The sequence below is a fragment of the Carnobacterium sp. CP1 genome (genome assembly GCF_001483965.1).
Lineage (GTDB): Bacteria > Bacillota > Bacilli > Lactobacillales > Carnobacteriaceae > Carnobacterium_A > Carnobacterium_A antarcticum.
On sequence record NZ_CP010796.1, the window covers coordinates 2,064,442 to 2,080,704 of the forward strand.

Genomic DNA, 16,263 nt, shown 5'->3' on the forward strand with positions numbered 1-16,263 from the left:
TGTCTCTTTTTAAGGACGAAAGCCATTAGCTCTTTCGTGTTACCACCTTAGTTTATAAAACCATCACTGGTTTTACCTCATTCAGTCTAAAAAGATTATTGCATCTTAATGTAACTGAGGCACTGTAACGGGTGCACCCGGAATAAGCTAAAATGAATCTAATCATTGTTTGCATCATTCCACTCCAAGACCATCTTCAGCTCGACATCCTTCCCCATTTGCAGCAAGTTACTGGGTTCTCTAAAAAGTTCTGTCGGAACGTACTCTTCTTATCATAGTGTTTGGTTAGTTGACTTGCTTTTAAATATACAGGGACAAAATGAGAAAGTCAACCATTAAATGAGAATAAGATGAAAAACATATGTGAGGAAAAGAGTGGGAGAAATAGCAGGTTTTGTGGAAGAGGAGTTTGAAACATGCTATAGTAGGATTTGTTAAAGGAGAGGCATCTCCGATGACAAAATAAACAGAGTAGGAAATAAAGCGTTAAGTGTTGATGGGATGGGATGTTGCCCTCAAACGAAAAATTGTCTTGGCAATTTGCGGTTTTATTTCTGCATTCGCTGCATAGTTTTTATGTGGGGAGCTCTTAAAGGAGATCTTCAAAATGAACAAAAGTAAGTTTGATGCAAGAAGTATTTCGATTATTGGCTTGTTGATGGCGTTGGAAATTATATTGACCCGCTTTGTTTCAATAGAAACTCCCATTGTCCGAATTGGTTTTGGGTTTTTGCCAGTAGCGATTATCGCTATGTTGTATGGCCCTTGGATTGCAGGAGTGGCCGCAGCGATCACTGATTTTATGGGAATTATACTTTTTCCAAAGACAGCACTTTTTTTTCCAGGGTTTACGTTATCTGCTTTTTTAGGTGGCGTGATTTATGGATTGGTTTTGTACAAAAAGCCAAAAACACTTGGACGAGTGATTCTTGCAGTAGTTCTAGTGGCCGTTATCGTCAACTTGGGATTGAACACGTGGTGGTTAACCATTTTATTGGATAAAGCTGCCTATGTTATTTTCCCTGCACGAGTGATTCAGAACCTTGTGCTGGCTCCAATCAATGTGGCATTATTATACTTTGTGTTGCAAAACAAAACCTTGCGTAAAGCAACGGGAATCCAGTGAAAATTGTCCATTTAATAGTTGTTCAAAAAGTATGTCCTTTTTAGGATATGCTTTTTTTGAAAGAATAAAATTGACTCCTCTATAGAAAAAAGTTAGAATAATGAGAATAAGATGAGGAATGGTTTTGTGAAAAAATTCAAAGCAAATAAATGGAGGCAACAAAAATGAAACCCTATACTTTCGGAGAGCGGCAAGCAGACGTAGATTACCAATTGCGTATTGGCGTATATGGAATCGTCTATGATTCAGAAAAGGACAAACTGCTGCTGGTTTCTCCGCCTAATGGATCGTATTTGCTTCCAGGCGGTGAAAAAGAAAATCAGGAAACAGATGAAGAGACCTTGCAACGCGAATCTCTGGAAGAATTAGGTTACCAAATCGAAGTAGGACCCCATTTAGGCGATGCAGAAGATTATTTTTATTCTACTCATCGCAAACAGTATTACCACAATCCAGCATACTTTTATGTCATTAAAAAATGGGAAGCTGTGAGTGAACCGTTAGAAGATTTTAATGAATTAGAATGGATGACTGTAACGGAAGCCCTAAAAAAATTGAAGCGCGGCAGCCATCAGTGGGCCGTTGAACAATGGCTGAAAAACCAAAAAAAATAAAAAAATAGTAAAAGACCAGCTGGCATAGTCAGCTGGTCTTTTGGTAAAGAATGTTAAAAATTATTTGTCTGCTTGGTATTCAACTGCTGTCACCGTAGCATCAATATTGCCTTTGGTGGCTTTTGAATAAGGACAAAAAGCGTGAGCTTTGTCTGCTAATTTTTGTGTTTCTTCTGTGTTTTTGCCTTCAACAGCTACTTCAATTTTAGCAGCCAATTTAAATCCATTGTCTGTCGGATCGGAAAGCAATTCGACGGTCAATGTTACTTGTGACTTTCCAGTAACATTTTCTTCTTTCATCATATGTTCTAGAGCGGAGTTGAAACAAGCACTGTATCCAAGCGCGAACAATTGCTCTGGGTTGCTGCCTTGTCCAGGACCGCCCATTGCTTTTGGAGTTGATACACGAACTGAGAAGGATTTATCTGGTAAATGACTTTCACCGTCACGTCCACCTGTATTGATAGCCGTAGTTTGGTACATAACTTTTGATTCTGACATTTAATAAAAACTCCTTTCTGATATCATCGTACATATTGATTATACAAAAGAACGGAAGAAAACCCTAACAAAACGCTTTACAAAAAAGCATAGCAGCTGCAGTTCTTATAAGGGATTCGTTGAATTTTTGGTCGGAAGTTTGCGTGCCTTATCTTTACGCTTGTCGCATCCTTAAGTTCCGCAAGATGTGTTTGCCTACCTTAAAGATAGAGGTTTAACCTTATTAAGGTACTCAAAAGAGGTTTGGGTGCCCTGTGGATAGAGATTTAAATTCCTTTACTCACTTTCGAACGATAAAAAAACCTAAAATGACTGTTATAAAGGCATTTCAGGTTTTTTTACTGTCAAGCGTGAGGATATACAAAAAAGAAGGAAACCTTAACAAAATGCCTTACAAAAGGAGGCAGCTGAAGACTTAATTAGGGAATGGCTGTTTGATTTTATCACGCAAAGGTTTGGGTTCAGTTAAAAACATTTGCGGCTCTTCGACATAAATGCGGTGCCAAACCATAAAAGTTAAAGCTGTCCAAATTTTGCGAGAATGATCTATTTTTCCAGTTCGATGTTTTTCCAGCAAATTGATGAGGTAAGGCTTCTCTAATAAGTGTTCGGTTTTAGATTCTTTCATGATGGCAAGTGCCCATTCATACAGTTCATCTTTTAACCAATGGCGGATAGGAACTGGGAAACCAAGTTTTTTTCGGTAAATCACATTATCTGGAACAATGCCTTCTACTGCTTTTCGCAAGATGTATTTTGTTGTTCCGTTAGCGATTCGAAGTTTTGCCGGTATTTTTCGGGCAACTTCAAATACTTCTTTGTCTAAGAAAGGCGTTCTTAATTCCAATGAATAGGCCATCGTTGTCCGATCTGCATTCAAAAGCAAATCTCCGCTCAACCACGTATTGATATCAATTAATTGCATTCTATCGATAGGATCATAATTAATGGTTTGCTCGTAAAAAGGTTTTGTGACTGCTTGATAAGGAAAATGCAAATCATAGTTTACTAAGATTTTCTTTTTTTCAAATTCATCAAAAATTTTTGCGTTGCCCACGTATCGATCTTCTAAAGCCATCGTTCCTCCTATAAGGAAGCTTTTGCCTTTAACACCTTCTGGCATCAGCCGAGCCAATCGATTAAGGGCTCGGTTCGTCATTTTCCCTGTGTTTTTAAACAGTTTTAAGGAGTTTGGCTCATTATAAATGCCATATCCGCCAAACAACTCATCAGCACCTTCGCCAGACAAAGCAACCTTTACATGTTTTCGGGCCAATCTTGATAAAAAGAATTGAGGAACAGCGGCCGGGTCTGCTAAAGGATCATCCATATGCCATACAAAACGAGGAAATTCATCCATGAATTCCTGTGCAGTGATCGTGTAGCTGAAATTTTCTACTTTTAACTCTTCAGCGGTTTCTTCTGCTAAATTTATTTCGCTGTAACCTTCTCTTTCAAAACCAACCGAAAGTGTTTTTAATTTCGGATTGAATTCACGTGCAATAGCTACGACGATGGAAGAGTCGATTCCTCCTGACAAAAAAGCTCCTACAGGAACATCTGAACGCATATGTTTTTCGATCGAATCAAATAAGGCAGCTCTTATTTCTGCTGTAATGTGTTCTTCAGAATTGGCTGCAGGAGTAAAGTCGGCTTGCCAATATTTAGAAATCGTCAGATCCTCATTCATTTTTTTTATGATAAAGTGCCCAGGAGCTAATGCTTTAATCGCAGTATGCATCGTTTCTGGTCCTGGAACGTATTGGAAAGTCAAATAATTCTGTAGAGAAGCTTGGTTTAGCGGTTGAGGATCAAGGACACTTAAAATAGATTTTTTCTCTGAAGCTATGTATAAACAGTTGTTTTCAACGGCGTAATAAAAAGGTTTTATTCCAAATTGATCGCGTGCTCCAAAAAGTGTTTTTTCATGCTTATCCCAAATAACAAAAGCGAACATTCCTCTTAACTTACTAGTCACTTCTTCTTTATAAAATAGATAAGCTGCTAGAATCACCTCTGTATCGCTGTCGGTTTGAAAAGCGAATCCTTTTTCAATCAGTTCATTTCTTAATTCGATGTAATTGTAAATCTCACCATTAAAAATAACTCGGTACCGATCACCCTCATAAGAGAGAGGCTGGTGCCCATTTTCAATATCGATAATGCTAAGTCTTCTAAAACCTAGTGCAATGGCATCATCGAAATAGTACCCTTCGTCATCTGGTCCCCTATGAATAATTTGTTTGTTCATTTTCTCAACGACAGCTTTTTGTTCCTCTAACCACGTTTCTCCATCATTTGATAAGCATCCTACAAATCCACACATTCTATTTCCTCTTTTCAATGTTAGTCTAACGTTTAATTTGTAAATCCAAAAAACCAGTTTAATTAATTTGCTTTTATTATTATAACCGATTAGACTTCGGAATGTTACATAAATTACATAATTTTTAAATTTATGTAATAAAAGTAATAAACAAAGTTTTTAAGCGTTATAATTTGTAAAAAATTCGCTGGTTGTATAAATATACTGAATGTAAGGCTGAAAAGTAGTACACTATAGTAAAAATACTTACGTTAAAGAAAGCAGGAATCAGAATGCCATTTATCCATATCGAATTAGTTGAAGGCCGGACAGCAGAACAGAAAGCCAATTTAGTGAAAGAAGTAACCGAGGCTGTAGTAAAAAACACGGGTGCTTCCAAAGAAAGTGTCCATGTCATTCTCAATGAAATGAAAAAAAGCAATTACGCTAAAGGCGGAGAGCTGCTAGGGTAAATGCAAAAAATAAAGTTAGAAAAAACCGCTGAGATTATTTTCTCAGCGGTTTTTTCTAAGGCTATTAATCTTTAAAAGCTAGTTTTTCGATCGCAGTAGCAACGCCGTCTAGTTCATTAGAGTGTGTAATGTGGTCGCTAATGTCTTTGATGCTGTCGATGGCATTATCCATAGCAACACCGATACCTGCGAAAACAAGCATATCGCGGTCGTTCTCATTGTCTCCGATCGCCATGATTTGTTCTCTAGGGATATCTAAAATAGATGACAAATCTTTTAACGCTTGGCCTTTACTAGCAGATTTATTTAAGACTTCCAAGTAAAATGCTTCGCTTTTTAAAACGGTGTATTTTTCATAAAATTCTGCGGGGAATTGAGCAATGCCGCGGTCTAAAATGGAAGGTTCGTCAATCATCATCATTTTGCTGATTTCTAAATTTGGATCCATTTCTTCGACACTGCGGTATTTGATAGGCATATTCACCAGCGAAGATTCTCTGACCGTATAAGGGCTGATGTCTTTATTCGCCGTATAGATAGCTTCTTGATCGATCGTTTGGCAGTGAACGCCAACTTTGCGGCTCATGGCTTCGACTTCTAAAAAGTCTTCAAATGTCATCGTGTGGTGAGCGATAGCTTTTCCATCATAAGCTTGTTGAACTAAGGCACCATTGTAAGTGATAACATAGTCGCCTTTTTCTTCCAAATTCAATTCTTTCAAGAAGCCGATGACGCCTGGTAAAGGCCGGCCGGTACAAACAACGATTTTAATGCCTTTTTCTTTGGCTTTGATAAGGGTTGCTTTTACTTTCGGGCTGATTGTTTTTGCATCTGTTAGTAGTGTGCCATCTAAATCGATAGCGATTAGTTTAATTGTCATGTAGTATTATTCCTCCAATGGGTTAGTGGGTTGTATGATTGCATCATTTTTGATGTAACGTTTGAAATCTTGGTAAATCGGTTCGAATAGAGTGATTTCTTTAGGCGTTTTAGGTTTTAAAAACTCTTTTGGAAAATAAAACCGTTCATCTCCGCGGACTTTACCCGTAAGCGAAGAAACGATTTCACTCACTTTTGACAATTCGATGAATGAACCGTCTTGGTACATCAACTCTATTTGCGTCCGGTTGGCAATTTGGTTCGGACGGTAAAAATCGTATGGTAAATCGTAACTGTTATTAATGGCTGTGTAGTAATCAATGTCGTAACCAGCTTCTTGGATCAAAACTTGCAGTTTATGCAAGATGGGCTCATCGTATTTACTCGAGAAATTAACCGATTTGAACGGTTTACGATCGAGAAAACGCGTCGCTAAGTCGCTTAAAATCGGATCTTGTTCATCGCGCCAAAGAGTGAAATACGTACTCAACACGCCATCATCTAGTTTTAAATAGTCTTCCAATGTAAATGTTTGGTCGAAAAAGGGAACCAATAAGTCTGCTTTGTTTTTCATTTGCAAATCAGATTCTTCGTATAGCCGTTTAGCCCGTTTCAATAAGTGATCGAGAATCACTTCCATACTGCGAGAAACAGGGTGGAAATAAACTTGCATATACATTTGATAGCGGCTGACGATGTAGTCTTCAACAGCGTGCATCCCAGAAATTTGAAACGCAATGCCGTCTTTATAAGGACGAATCACGCGCAGGATCCTGGTCAAATCAAACGTTCCGTAGTTTACGCCGGTAAAGTAAGCATCACGCAGCAGGTAATCCATTCGATCAGCATCGATTTGGCTGGAAATCAGCTGCACGACTTGCGGGTTTGAGTAGGTTTTTTGAATCACGCTGGCAACTTTTCCGGGAAAGTCAAGAGCGACTTTAGCTAAGATTTGGTGGACTTCCGTTGTAGGAGACGTGATGATTTCTACCGTGATGGCTTCATGGTCAGTCTGGAAAATACGTTCGAATGTATGCGAGTAAGGGCCGTGTCCAATATCGTGCAGCAAAGCAGCACATAAAACGACTAAACGTTCCGAATCGTCCCAACCGCCGTCGCCAGGAACTTTTGTGGCATAATTACGAGCGAATTTATCACAGATCCGTCGAGTGATTTCATAAACGCCCAACGAGTGAGTGAAGCGGGAATGCTCCGCACCATGGAATGTAAAAGAAGACGTTCCCAGTTGTTTGATACGACGCAGCCGTTGAAATTCTCTTGAATCAATCAAATCTAAAATCACTTGATGTTGGACATGAATGTAATCGTGAACGGGGTCACGGAAAACCTGTTCCATAGGCAATTGTTGATTTGCATCGTATCTAGGCATCAGTCTAACAGCTCCTTTTCTAAGTCATCTTGCAGCATTTGGACATTGCGTCGAATCATTTTTTGCTTGGCTTCTTCATAAGAGGCTAGAATATCGGGTGTATAGTTGCCGTTTTGAATCGTACAATGGTTTTTTTGCAAGGCTTGAAGGATCTTTTCCTCCACATCTGCAACAGTTAGGGAAACACCTAATAGTTCTTCCAACGTTCCCATTACCGCAGGATCGATCGTTGGGAAGTGCCATTTGACCGTTTCGCCTTTTAATCCAGCAGCATAAAAGTCATGCAGCATTTGAGCGCGTTTTTGCTGGTTGCCGTTGACGCTCAAGTAAATCATGACAGCGACCCCGTTTTTCAAGCGGCGTTGAGCAATTCCCGCAAATTTTTTGCCATCAATGCTCAGATCGAAATCGCCAGGGCAATAAGAATCTGGAATCTCATAAGCTTCAATCGTTTTAGCATAAGCCCCAAAGGCCTCGCGAATCAAACGCAACATAAATTCGTAGCCTTCATCGATGCTGATCTTGTTTTCAGGATCTTCGGGAAAAATCAAAGAAAAGTTCAAGACGCCTTCGTCTCCGACAACCGCTAAACCGCCTGAATTACGCACAATGTAATGCTGATCATTGGCTTTGAGGCTAGCTAAAGCATCCCTGAAGTAGGGCAATTTTGTATCCATCATACCCAAAATCACCAAATCGCTCGTTGGCCAAAAATGAAGAGCTGCTTGCTGCTGGTTTTTTCCAATGTACGTCATCAAGCTGTCTGCCAAAGCGAAATGGGCTACTGGCTGGTTATTGAACGGCATCGTTGCCGCATCAAATAGTAAATAAGAGTGGTTGGTCAAAAAGTCAGTTTTTTCAATTTCAGGCATAGGTTTACTTCCTTTATTTAAAGTTCAAATCTGTTCATTCATCTTATTATAACAAATTTTAGGATAGACTCCTATGAAACCGAGCATTTAGCAAGAAAATAATGAGAGTTATCAAGATTCATTGACCCGTTTGTATCGATAAGGCTATACTGGGTACAATTAAAGAACATAAAGAAAGAGGAAGAAAAAGAGGCGATTGAGATGATACAAACCTTGCCAAATCAAGCCAATCTAACGATGAAAGATTTCTCAAATCTGTACCGGATGATGTGGGAGATCCGCTATTTTGATGAGCAAGTGGAAGAATTATTCGCTGCTGGGAAAATTCATGGCACGACCCATTTGTCGATTGGGCAAGAAGCTACCGCAGCTGGAAGCGGGTATTTATTAAAACCAACTGATTACATCACTACGACTCACCGCGGTCATGGCAATACGATTGCTAAAGGAACCGATATGGCAGCTATGATGGCAGAATTGTTTGGTAAAAAAGGCGGAACCAACCACGGGAAAGGCGGCAGCATGCATATCGCCGACAGTGCAACGGGCAACTTAGGTTCCAATGGAATCGTTGGCGGCGGATATCCGATTGCTGTAGGTGCAGCTTTGACTGCTCAAATGACTAAAACTGAAGATGTCGTTATTTGTTACACTGGTGACGGATCTACTAATGAAGGAAGTTTTCATGAAGCGTTGAATTTAGCTTCTATTTGGCAATTGCCGGTTATCTTCTTTATTGAAAACAATCAGTATGGAATGAGCAGTTCTATTGAACAGATGGTCAATATTCCGGAATTATCCAAACGAGCTGAAAGTTATGGTTTTGAAGGGAAAACGATCGACGGCAATAATTGGCTGGAAGTTATCGATGCAACAGCCGCGGCCATTGAAAAAGCACGGAAAGGCGGCGGGCCCACCTTGATCGAGGCGTTGACTTATCGGTTTAGAGGTCATTCAAAATCAGACAAGCGGGAATACCGCAGTGCGCAGGAAGAAGCGGAGTGGTACGAAAAAGATCCGATTTTACTGGCAGAACAACAATTATTAGCAGCAGATTTGGCGACTCCTGCAGATTTGGCTAAATGGCAAAAAGCAGCCTATCAAAAAGTCCAGCAGGCAATAGCAACAGCTGAAAAAATGGAAGATGCCACATTGGCGGATCTAGAAACAAATGTATATGCCGATTAGGAGGAATAGCATGCGCGAGATAACGTATTTAGCAGCGATCAATGAAGCGTTGGATGAAGCATTGGCTGAAGACGACCGTGTCTTTTTGATGGGGGAAGATATCGGCCTTTATGGCGGTGGTTTTGGTGCGACAAAAGGATTGATCGAAAAATATGGTGCAGAAAGGATTCGCAATACGCCGATCTCAGAGAGCGCTTTAGCTGGAGCTGCAGTAGGTTCGGCAATGACAGGACTGCGTCCGATCATTGAAATACAATTTTCAGATTTTATTACGATTGCAATGGATCAGCTCGTCAATCAAGCGGCCAAAATCCATTATATGTATGGCGGCAAAGCGACGGTTCCGCTTGTGATGCGAACAGCCGGCGGTTCAGGGACTGGACATGCGGCTCAGCATTCACAAAGTTTAGAAAACTGGACAGCGCATATCCCGGGGTTGAAAGTGGTGCAACCATCGACTGCTTATGATGCTAAAGGGCTGTTGCATGCTGCCATTGAAGACAATAACCCAGTCATGTTTTACGAGCATAAGCTAAGTTACAAAACAAAGGGCACGGTGCCAGCCGGAAAATATGTTATTCCTTTAGGAGTGGCTGATATCAAACGCTTAGGTACTCATGTTACAGTCGTTGCCACGGGCATCATGGTCGAAAAAAGCTTAGCTGCCGCCGAACAATTAGCAGCAGAAGGCATTTCGCTTGAGGTGATCGATCCACGTACACTGGTTCCGTTGGATACCAAAACGATTATCCAGTCTGTTCAAAAAACTGGACGCTTGTTGATTGTCCATGAAGCAGTTAAGCGCAGCGGATTTGGCGGCGAGGTTGCAAGCCTAGTAGCAGAAAGTGAAGCTTTTTATGCTTTGCGAAAACCGATTCAACGTTTAGGAGGGAAAGCTATTCCGATGCCTTACCAAAAAGAATTGGAGTATCATGCTATCCCGCAGCTAGAAGATATTTTGGCAGCTGTTCGCCACTTGATGGATCGCTAAGCGAAAAAAAACTGAAAAATAGATAAAATGTGCTAAACTAGCACTAAACAAATGAAAAATAAAAAGAAGTGCATTCGCCGGAAATAGGCGAGAAGTCAATGAAGGGACTGTCAATAGTGGAAACAGATTTAAGCAAAGGCATGCCGGCTAGAATACAAATGGAAATGATTATTTTGCAAGGTCGAGCAACAGAAAATTATGTATTTGATGAAACAGGTAAAGTGGTTCAAATGAATGGTGCATATTATGTTCGCTACCAAGAAACGTATGACAATGTGGAGATTCCAGTGACCGTTAAATTAGATGCAGCTGGCGTCGTCACCATCATTCGCCGTGGCGAAACAACAACTCGTCTGCGTTTTGATAAAGGAGAACGTTATGAAACACACTATCAAACCCCGCAAGGATTGATCGTAATGGAGACTGTCACCCGCCAATTGCAAATCAGCTATACAGAACAACCTTTTTCTGGAAGATTACAGCTGGAATATGATTTGTATTTAGGACAAGAAAAATTAGGAGAATACAAATTACAATTGCTTTTTACTGTCTAAATATTGTATGATAGAGAGTAGACTGTTGAAAGGACGTGGCTTTCGTGGAATTTGAAAGATTTAATGGACAAAATAGAAATGAATTATCATTGATTGAAGTAGCTCATGCCATTTTAGAACAAAATGGAGAAGTAGTAGAATTTGCAACATTGCTTAAACAAATCAAAGAGTTTCTAGGACTTAGCGCGGAAGTAGTGCAACGTGAAACGCCTCAATTTTATACAGATTTAAATATTGACGGCAGCTTTATTTCGCTTGGAGAAAACCGTTGGGGATTACGCTCATGGTATCCAGTTGATTTTATTGATGAAGAAGTCACTCAAGGAAACGAAGATGAAACTCCACGTCGTAAAAAACGTAAAAAAGTTAGTGCATTTGTTTCGAGCGAAGATGAAATTGATTACAGCAACGACGATCCAGAAGACGATGAAGAAGAGGAAGAAGAAGAACTTCTCGTTGACAGTGATGGCGTTGTAATTGAGCATGAAGACAAAGAAGACCTTGGAAAATACAAAAAAGATTTAACTGAAATTGGTGCAGATGAAGATGCAGAAGATGAATTGCCGGATGGTGTAGAAGGCGATTTGACGGTCGTTGACGAGGATGAAGAACCTGGCGATGACGATGACGATTTTAATTTAAGCACTCACTAATAAGTATGAAACCTGTGTTTTAGATAAGCAATCAAAAAATAATACAAAGTCCTTGACGATGGTAAGCTAAGGCTGTATCATTTTTATTGGGCTCCCTTAAAATTTTTTTTAAGGGACAAGGACTAAAAGGTATTTATTTAGCTCCCTATTCTTAGTTGAATAGGGAGCTTTATTTTTTTGTTTTACCACCCAAATCGAATAGAAGGAGTTTGGTAGAATGACAAAGTATATTTTTGTAACAGGCGGGGTAGTTTCTTCGATTGGAAAAGGCATTGCGGCAGCTTCTTTGGGAAGGTTATTGAAAAACCGCGGACTGAAAGTGACGATTCAAAAATTTGATCCTTATATCAACGTTGATCCAGGAACAATGAGTCCTTATCAACATGGAGAAGTTTTTGTGACCGATGACGGAGCAGAAACAGATTTGGATTTGGGTCACTATGAACGGTTTATTGATATCAACTTAAATCAATATTCGAATGTAACAACCGGAAAAGTTTATTCTGAAGTTATTCGTAAAGAGCGTAAAGGCGAATACTTAGGAGCTACTGTTCAAGTGATTCCGCACATTACCAATGAAATCAAAGAGAAAATCATGCGTGCCGCTCAAACAACAGATGCAGACATCATCATTACTGAAGTTGGAGGAACTGTCGGGGACATCGAATCCTTGCCTTTCTTAGAAGCTTTACGTCAAATGAAAAGCGATATGGGTGCAGACAATGTGATGTACATTCATACAACCTTGATTCCTTATCTTGGTGCAGCTGGGGAAATGAAAACTAAACCTACGCAACACAGTGTTAAAGAATTACGCAGTTTAGGGATTCAACCTAACGTATTGGTTATCCGGACTGAAAGACCTGTACCGCAAGGGCTAAAAGATAAACTGGCTTCTTTTTGTGATGTTGAACCTGAAGCCGTCATTGAATCCCTTGATGTGGATACACTTTATTCCATTCCATTGAACCTGCAAAAACAAAATATGGACCAAATCGTTTGCGATCACTTAAAAATTGAAGCACCAAAGGCTGATATGACTGAATGGATCAAATTAGAAGAAAAAGTTTTAAATTTATCGAAAAAAACTAAAATTGCATTAGTTGGAAAATATGTTGAATTGCCAGATGCTTATTTGTCAGTGGTTGAATCCTTGAATCATGCTGGTTACGCAATTGATTCAGAGATTGAAATAGATTGGGTCAATGCTGACGAAGTGACGGCTGATACTGTTGTCAGTAAACTGAAAGATGCTGATGGAATCTTAGTTCCGGGCGGATTTGGGGACCGTGGTTTGGAAGGCAAAATCGTTGCTATTCAGTACGCCCGTGAAAATAACGTACCGTTCTTAGGTATTTGTCTCGGCATGCAACTGGCTTGTGTCGAATATGCTCGAAATGTAGCTGGTTTAGAGGGAGCTCATTCAACTGAAACAAATCCAGAAACGCCATACAATATCATTGATTTGATGAACGATCAAAAAGGCGTAATCGATTTAGGCGGAACATTGCGCTTGGGTCTTTATCCATGTCACTTGAAAGCTGGGACAGTTGCGGCGAAATGGTATGATAATGAAGAAGTCGTTCAAGAGCGCCACCGTCACCGTTATGAATTCAACAACGAGTACCGTCCTTTATTGGAAGAGAAAGGTTTAGTCTTCTCAGGCGTTTCACCTGATAACCGTTTAGTTGAGATCGTTGAGTTGTCAGACCACCCGTTTTACGTAGCTTGTCAATTTCATCCAGAATTTCTTTCACGTCCAAATCGCCCGCAAAAACTATTTTTAGGTTTTGTAACAGCAGCATTGGGAAAATAAAAAGAATTGCTGGGTAAAACGATCGATAGTTCCTATAACAATCATCAGTTATGAGTAGAAATTCTTGACTTTGTTTGGTATAATAAAAATGTTGGTCAAGAATCATCTTGGCAACCAAATTCTTTTCCTTAAGGAGGAAAATATATATGAGTCGTTTAGTTAGTATGACGGATATGTTAAATAAAGCTTTAGAAGGTAAATATGCTGTTGGGCAATTCAACATCAACAACCTTGAGTGGACACAAGCTGTACTTGAAGCTGCAGAAGCAGAAAAATCACCAGTTATTTTAGGTGTTTCTGAAGGCGCAGCAAAATACATGGGTGGTACAAAAGTTGTTGCTGCAATGACAGAAGCATTAATGGAAACAATGAACATCACTGTTCCTGTTGCTTTACACTTAGACCATGGTTCTTCATATGATAACTGTAAAGAAGCAATTGATGCAGGATTTTCTTCTGTAATGATCGATAATTCAGCATACCCGATTGATGAAAACATTTCTGCAACTAAAAAAGTCGTAGAATACGCTCATTCAAAAGGCGCTTCTGTTGAAGCAGAAGTTGGAACTGTTGGAGGAACTGAAGACGGTGTTACCGGCGGAGTTTCATACGCTGATGCTCAAGAATGTTTACGTATGGTCAAAGAAGCGAACGTTGATGCACTAGCTGCAGCTTTAGGTTCTGTTCACGGAGACTACGAAGGCGAACCTGTTTTAGGATTTGACGAAATGAAAGAAATTTCTGAGTTGACAAATGCACCACTTGTTTTACACGGTGGATCTGGAATTCCTGAATTCCAAATTAAAAAAGCAATTGAAAACGGACATTCTAAAATCAATGTGAACACTGAATTACAACAAGTTTGGACAGCAGCTGTTCGTGAAAAATTAAACTCAGACGATAAAGTTTATGATCCTCGTAAAGTTATCGCTCCTGGTAAAGAAAAAATCGTTGAAAAAGTTAAAGAAACAATGCAACGTTTTGGTTCTTCAAATAAAGCATAAGAATAGTTAAATTTTGTGCAAGAATAAATAAGAGTCTAAAGAGTGAAGGGATAACCTCATTCTTGAGACTCTTATATTTTTTATCATTGTATTCTCATCTAAAGTTAACTTAAATGAGAGGGGATAGATAAGGATTGTATGTTAGGCTAAAGTATAGTAATATAAACCAGATATGTTAATACGTATACTTATACGAAAAATAAAATTATTTTAATGGCTCTCACCTAAATCGCATTTTATGCTGGTTATCTTGCTTCCTCGTATCTTCTATTTCAATCTGTCCAGTTCTTTTTACAAGGTGTTTGTATTTTCTGGATTCACTGATTTTTCAATCTCACTAGCGCAAATGTACCTAAGTTCTTCCTCTGATTGCTTAATAGGAAGTTTTTTAAGTTTTTTTAAAATTGAAAGAGTCAATAGAAAAAGCAGCTGGAACGGACATAGATTCTAATACATGGCATGTTTTTCCCATTATTGTATAATTACTGTATGAAAAAATAAAAAGTAGAATAAGGCAACGATTTATTATTTTAAAGATAAGGCGGTTTGTCAGGTTGTTTTATGTATTATAAAAACCCAGATGGACTGCTAATTTAATGAAGTGAGGGTATTAAATGAAAAAATTAATTATTAACGGAGGCAAAAAATTATCAGGTAACGTAACGATTACTGGAGCTAAAAATAGTGCAGTTGCATTAATTCCAGCTTCCATTTTAGCGGATTCTCCAGTGACATTGGAAGGCGTGCCAGATATACAAGATGTGCACTCGTTAATTGAGATTTTAAATGTGATGAACGTTAAAACGGATTTTGATGGGTCGACATTAGTTATTGATCCAACCGAAATGGTTTCTATTCCAATGCCAAGTGGAAAGATCCAAAGTTTGCGGGCATCTTATTATTTTATGGGTGCGTTATTAACCAAATATGGACAAGGAGTTGTCGGGCTGCCTGGTGGCTGCTTTTTAGGGCCGCGTCCCATAGACCAGCATTTGAAAGGCTTTCGTGCTTTAGGAGCAACGGTTGAAAATGAATTGGGTGCAATGTATTTAAGAACACCTGAAGAAGGCTTGGTCGGCACTCGAATTTATTTGGACGTCGTTTCCATTGGAGCAACCATCAATGTGTTGTTGGCTGCTGTTAAGGCCAAGGGAAAAACCATTATTGAAAATGCTGCACGTGAGCCAGAAATTATCGACGTTGCTACATTGTTGAACAATATGGGTGCAAAAATACGAGGAGCAGGAACGGATATTCTTCGTATTGAAGGCGTTGAAGAGCTGCATGGTTGTCGCCATACCGTTATTCCGGATAGAATCGAAGCAGGTACTTACTTAGCGTTAGCTGGAGCTGCAGGATCCGATATTTTAGTGCAAAACGTGATCGTGGAACACCTTGAAGGTCCGTTAGCGAAAATGGAAGAAATGGGCGTTCCAATGGAAATCGGAGAAGACAGTGTTCGTGTAAAAGAAGCGCAGTCTCCTTTAAAACCAGTGGATGTTAAAACACTGCCATATCCTGGGTTTGCAACGGATCTGCAACAACCGTTAACACCATTGATGTTAAAAGCGGTAGGAGAATCTTCTATTTTAGATACGATTTATGCTAAACGTGTGAAACACATTCCTGAATTAGTCAGAATGGGAGCGAAAGCAAGAGTAGAAGGAGACCTGATTTTATTAGAAGGCCCAAGTAAATTAAAAGGTGTAGAAGTTGAAGCCAGTGACTTGAGAGCAGGAGCTTGTCTGGTGATAGCCGGTTTGATGGCAGAAGGCACTACAACGATCACAGGTGTTGAGAACATTTTGCGAGGTTATGATCATATTGTTGAGAAACTAACTGCATTAGGCGCCGACATCAAAATGATAGAAGCTGATGACGATATATAGGAGCTAAA

15 protein-coding genes and 1 riboswitch are annotated in these 16,263 nt (G+C 39.5%); of the genes, 10 read left to right on the forward strand and 5 right to left on the reverse strand.

What is annotated here, in order from left to right:
* Nucleotides 1–465: 465 nt before the first annotated feature.
* Nucleotides 466–568, forward strand: a riboswitch (THF riboswitch).
* A 39-nt stretch (nt 569–607) separates the two neighbouring features.
* On the forward strand, nt 608–1,126 hold the full coding sequence (locus NY10_RS09725; RefSeq protein ID WP_058919771.1) for a folate family ECF transporter S component: 519 nt from the start codon (nt 608–610) through the stop codon (nt 1,124–1,126).
* A gap of 164 nt (nt 1,127–1,290) precedes the next feature.
* Nucleotides 1,291–1,740: an NUDIX hydrolase gene (locus NY10_RS09730; protein ID WP_058919772.1), complete on the forward strand. Its 450-nt coding sequence runs from the start codon at nt 1,291–1,293 to the stop codon at nt 1,738–1,740.
* A 60-nt stretch (nt 1,741–1,800) separates the two neighbouring features.
* Here NY10_RS09730 and NY10_RS09735 read toward each other — a convergent pair whose 3' ends face one another.
* Together NY10_RS09735 and asnB are read right to left on the reverse strand one after the other, a co-directional pair.
* Nucleotides 1,801–2,241: an organic hydroperoxide resistance protein gene (locus NY10_RS09735; protein WP_058919773.1), complete on the reverse strand. Its 441-nt coding sequence runs from the start codon at nt 2,239–2,241 to the stop codon at nt 1,801–1,803.
* Nucleotides 2,242–2,656: 415 nt separating this feature from the next.
* Nucleotides 2,657–4,567 (reverse strand): asparagine synthase (glutamine-hydrolyzing), encoded by a 1,911-nt coding sequence (gene asnB, locus NY10_RS09740; RefSeq protein ID WP_058919774.1) that lies wholly within the window; start codon nt 4,565–4,567, stop codon nt 2,657–2,659.
* 272 nt (nt 4,568–4,839) lie between these two features.
* Here asnB and thmT point away from each other — a divergent pair, with 272 nt between their 5' ends.
* A complete protein-coding gene (gene thmT, locus NY10_RS09745; protein ID WP_058919775.1) occupies nt 4,840–5,019 on the forward strand; it encodes a 2-hydroxymuconate tautomerase in 180 nt (59 codons plus the stop codon).
* A gap of 64 nt (nt 5,020–5,083) precedes the next feature.
* Here the strand turns inward: thmT and yidA are convergent, their stop codons facing one another.
* The 3 genes from yidA to NY10_RS09760 are packed head-to-tail and all read right to left on the reverse strand — an operon-like array spanning nt 5,084 to nt 8,160.
* Nucleotides 5,084–5,899, reverse strand: coding sequence for a sugar-phosphatase (gene yidA, locus NY10_RS09750; RefSeq protein WP_058919776.1), 816 nt, complete (start codon nt 5,897–5,899; stop codon nt 5,084–5,086).
* Between the two features lie 6 nt (nt 5,900–5,905).
* On the reverse strand, nt 5,906–7,288 hold the full coding sequence (locus NY10_RS09755; protein WP_058919777.1) for an HD domain-containing protein: 1,383 nt from the start codon (nt 7,286–7,288) through the stop codon (nt 5,906–5,908).
* Complete coding sequence (locus tag NY10_RS09760) at nt 7,288–8,160, reverse strand: lipoate--protein ligase family protein (protein WP_058919778.1); 873 nt, start codon at nt 8,158–8,160, stop codon at nt 7,288–7,290. The genes NY10_RS09755 and NY10_RS09760 overlap by 1 nt, the downstream gene beginning before the upstream one ends.
* Before the next feature lie 201 nt (nt 8,161–8,361).
* Here NY10_RS09760 and NY10_RS09765 point away from each other — a divergent pair, with 201 nt between their 5' ends.
* The 7 genes from NY10_RS09765 to murA all read left to right on the forward strand — a co-directional run bounded on the left by NY10_RS09765 (nt 8,362) and on the right by murA (nt 16,255).
* Nucleotides 8,362–9,348, forward strand: coding sequence for a thiamine pyrophosphate-dependent dehydrogenase E1 component subunit alpha (locus NY10_RS09765; RefSeq protein WP_058919779.1), 987 nt, complete (start codon nt 8,362–8,364; stop codon nt 9,346–9,348).
* A 10-nt stretch (nt 9,349–9,358) separates the two neighbouring features.
* Nucleotides 9,359–10,339, forward strand: a complete 981-nt coding sequence (locus tag NY10_RS09770; protein WP_058919780.1) for an alpha-ketoacid dehydrogenase subunit beta — start codon at nt 9,359–9,361, stop codon at nt 10,337–10,339.
* A gap of 116 nt (nt 10,340–10,455) precedes the next feature.
* The gene (locus NY10_RS09775; protein ID WP_231726730.1) at nt 10,456–10,893 is read left to right on the forward strand and encodes a YwiB family protein; all 438 of its coding nucleotides are present in this window, start codon (nt 10,456–10,458) and stop codon (nt 10,891–10,893) included.
* A 44-nt stretch (nt 10,894–10,937) separates the two neighbouring features.
* A complete protein-coding gene (gene rpoE / locus NY10_RS09780) occupies nt 10,938–11,546 on the forward strand; it encodes a DNA-directed RNA polymerase subunit delta (RefSeq protein ID WP_058919782.1) in 609 nt (202 codons plus the stop codon).
* Between the two features lie 217 nt (nt 11,547–11,763).
* A complete protein-coding gene (gene pyrG, locus NY10_RS09785) occupies nt 11,764–13,362 on the forward strand; it encodes a CTP synthase (RefSeq protein ID WP_058919783.1) in 1,599 nt (532 codons plus the stop codon).
* Between the two features lie 146 nt (nt 13,363–13,508).
* Nucleotides 13,509–14,366, forward strand: a complete 858-nt coding sequence (gene fba, locus NY10_RS09790) for a class II fructose-1,6-bisphosphate aldolase (protein ID WP_058919784.1) — start codon at nt 13,509–13,511, stop codon at nt 14,364–14,366.
* Between the two features lie 614 nt (nt 14,367–14,980).
* A complete protein-coding gene (gene murA / locus NY10_RS09795; RefSeq protein ID WP_058919785.1) occupies nt 14,981–16,255 on the forward strand; it encodes a UDP-N-acetylglucosamine 1-carboxyvinyltransferase in 1,275 nt (424 codons plus the stop codon).
* The last annotated feature ends 8 nt before the right edge of the window (nt 16,256–16,263 follow it).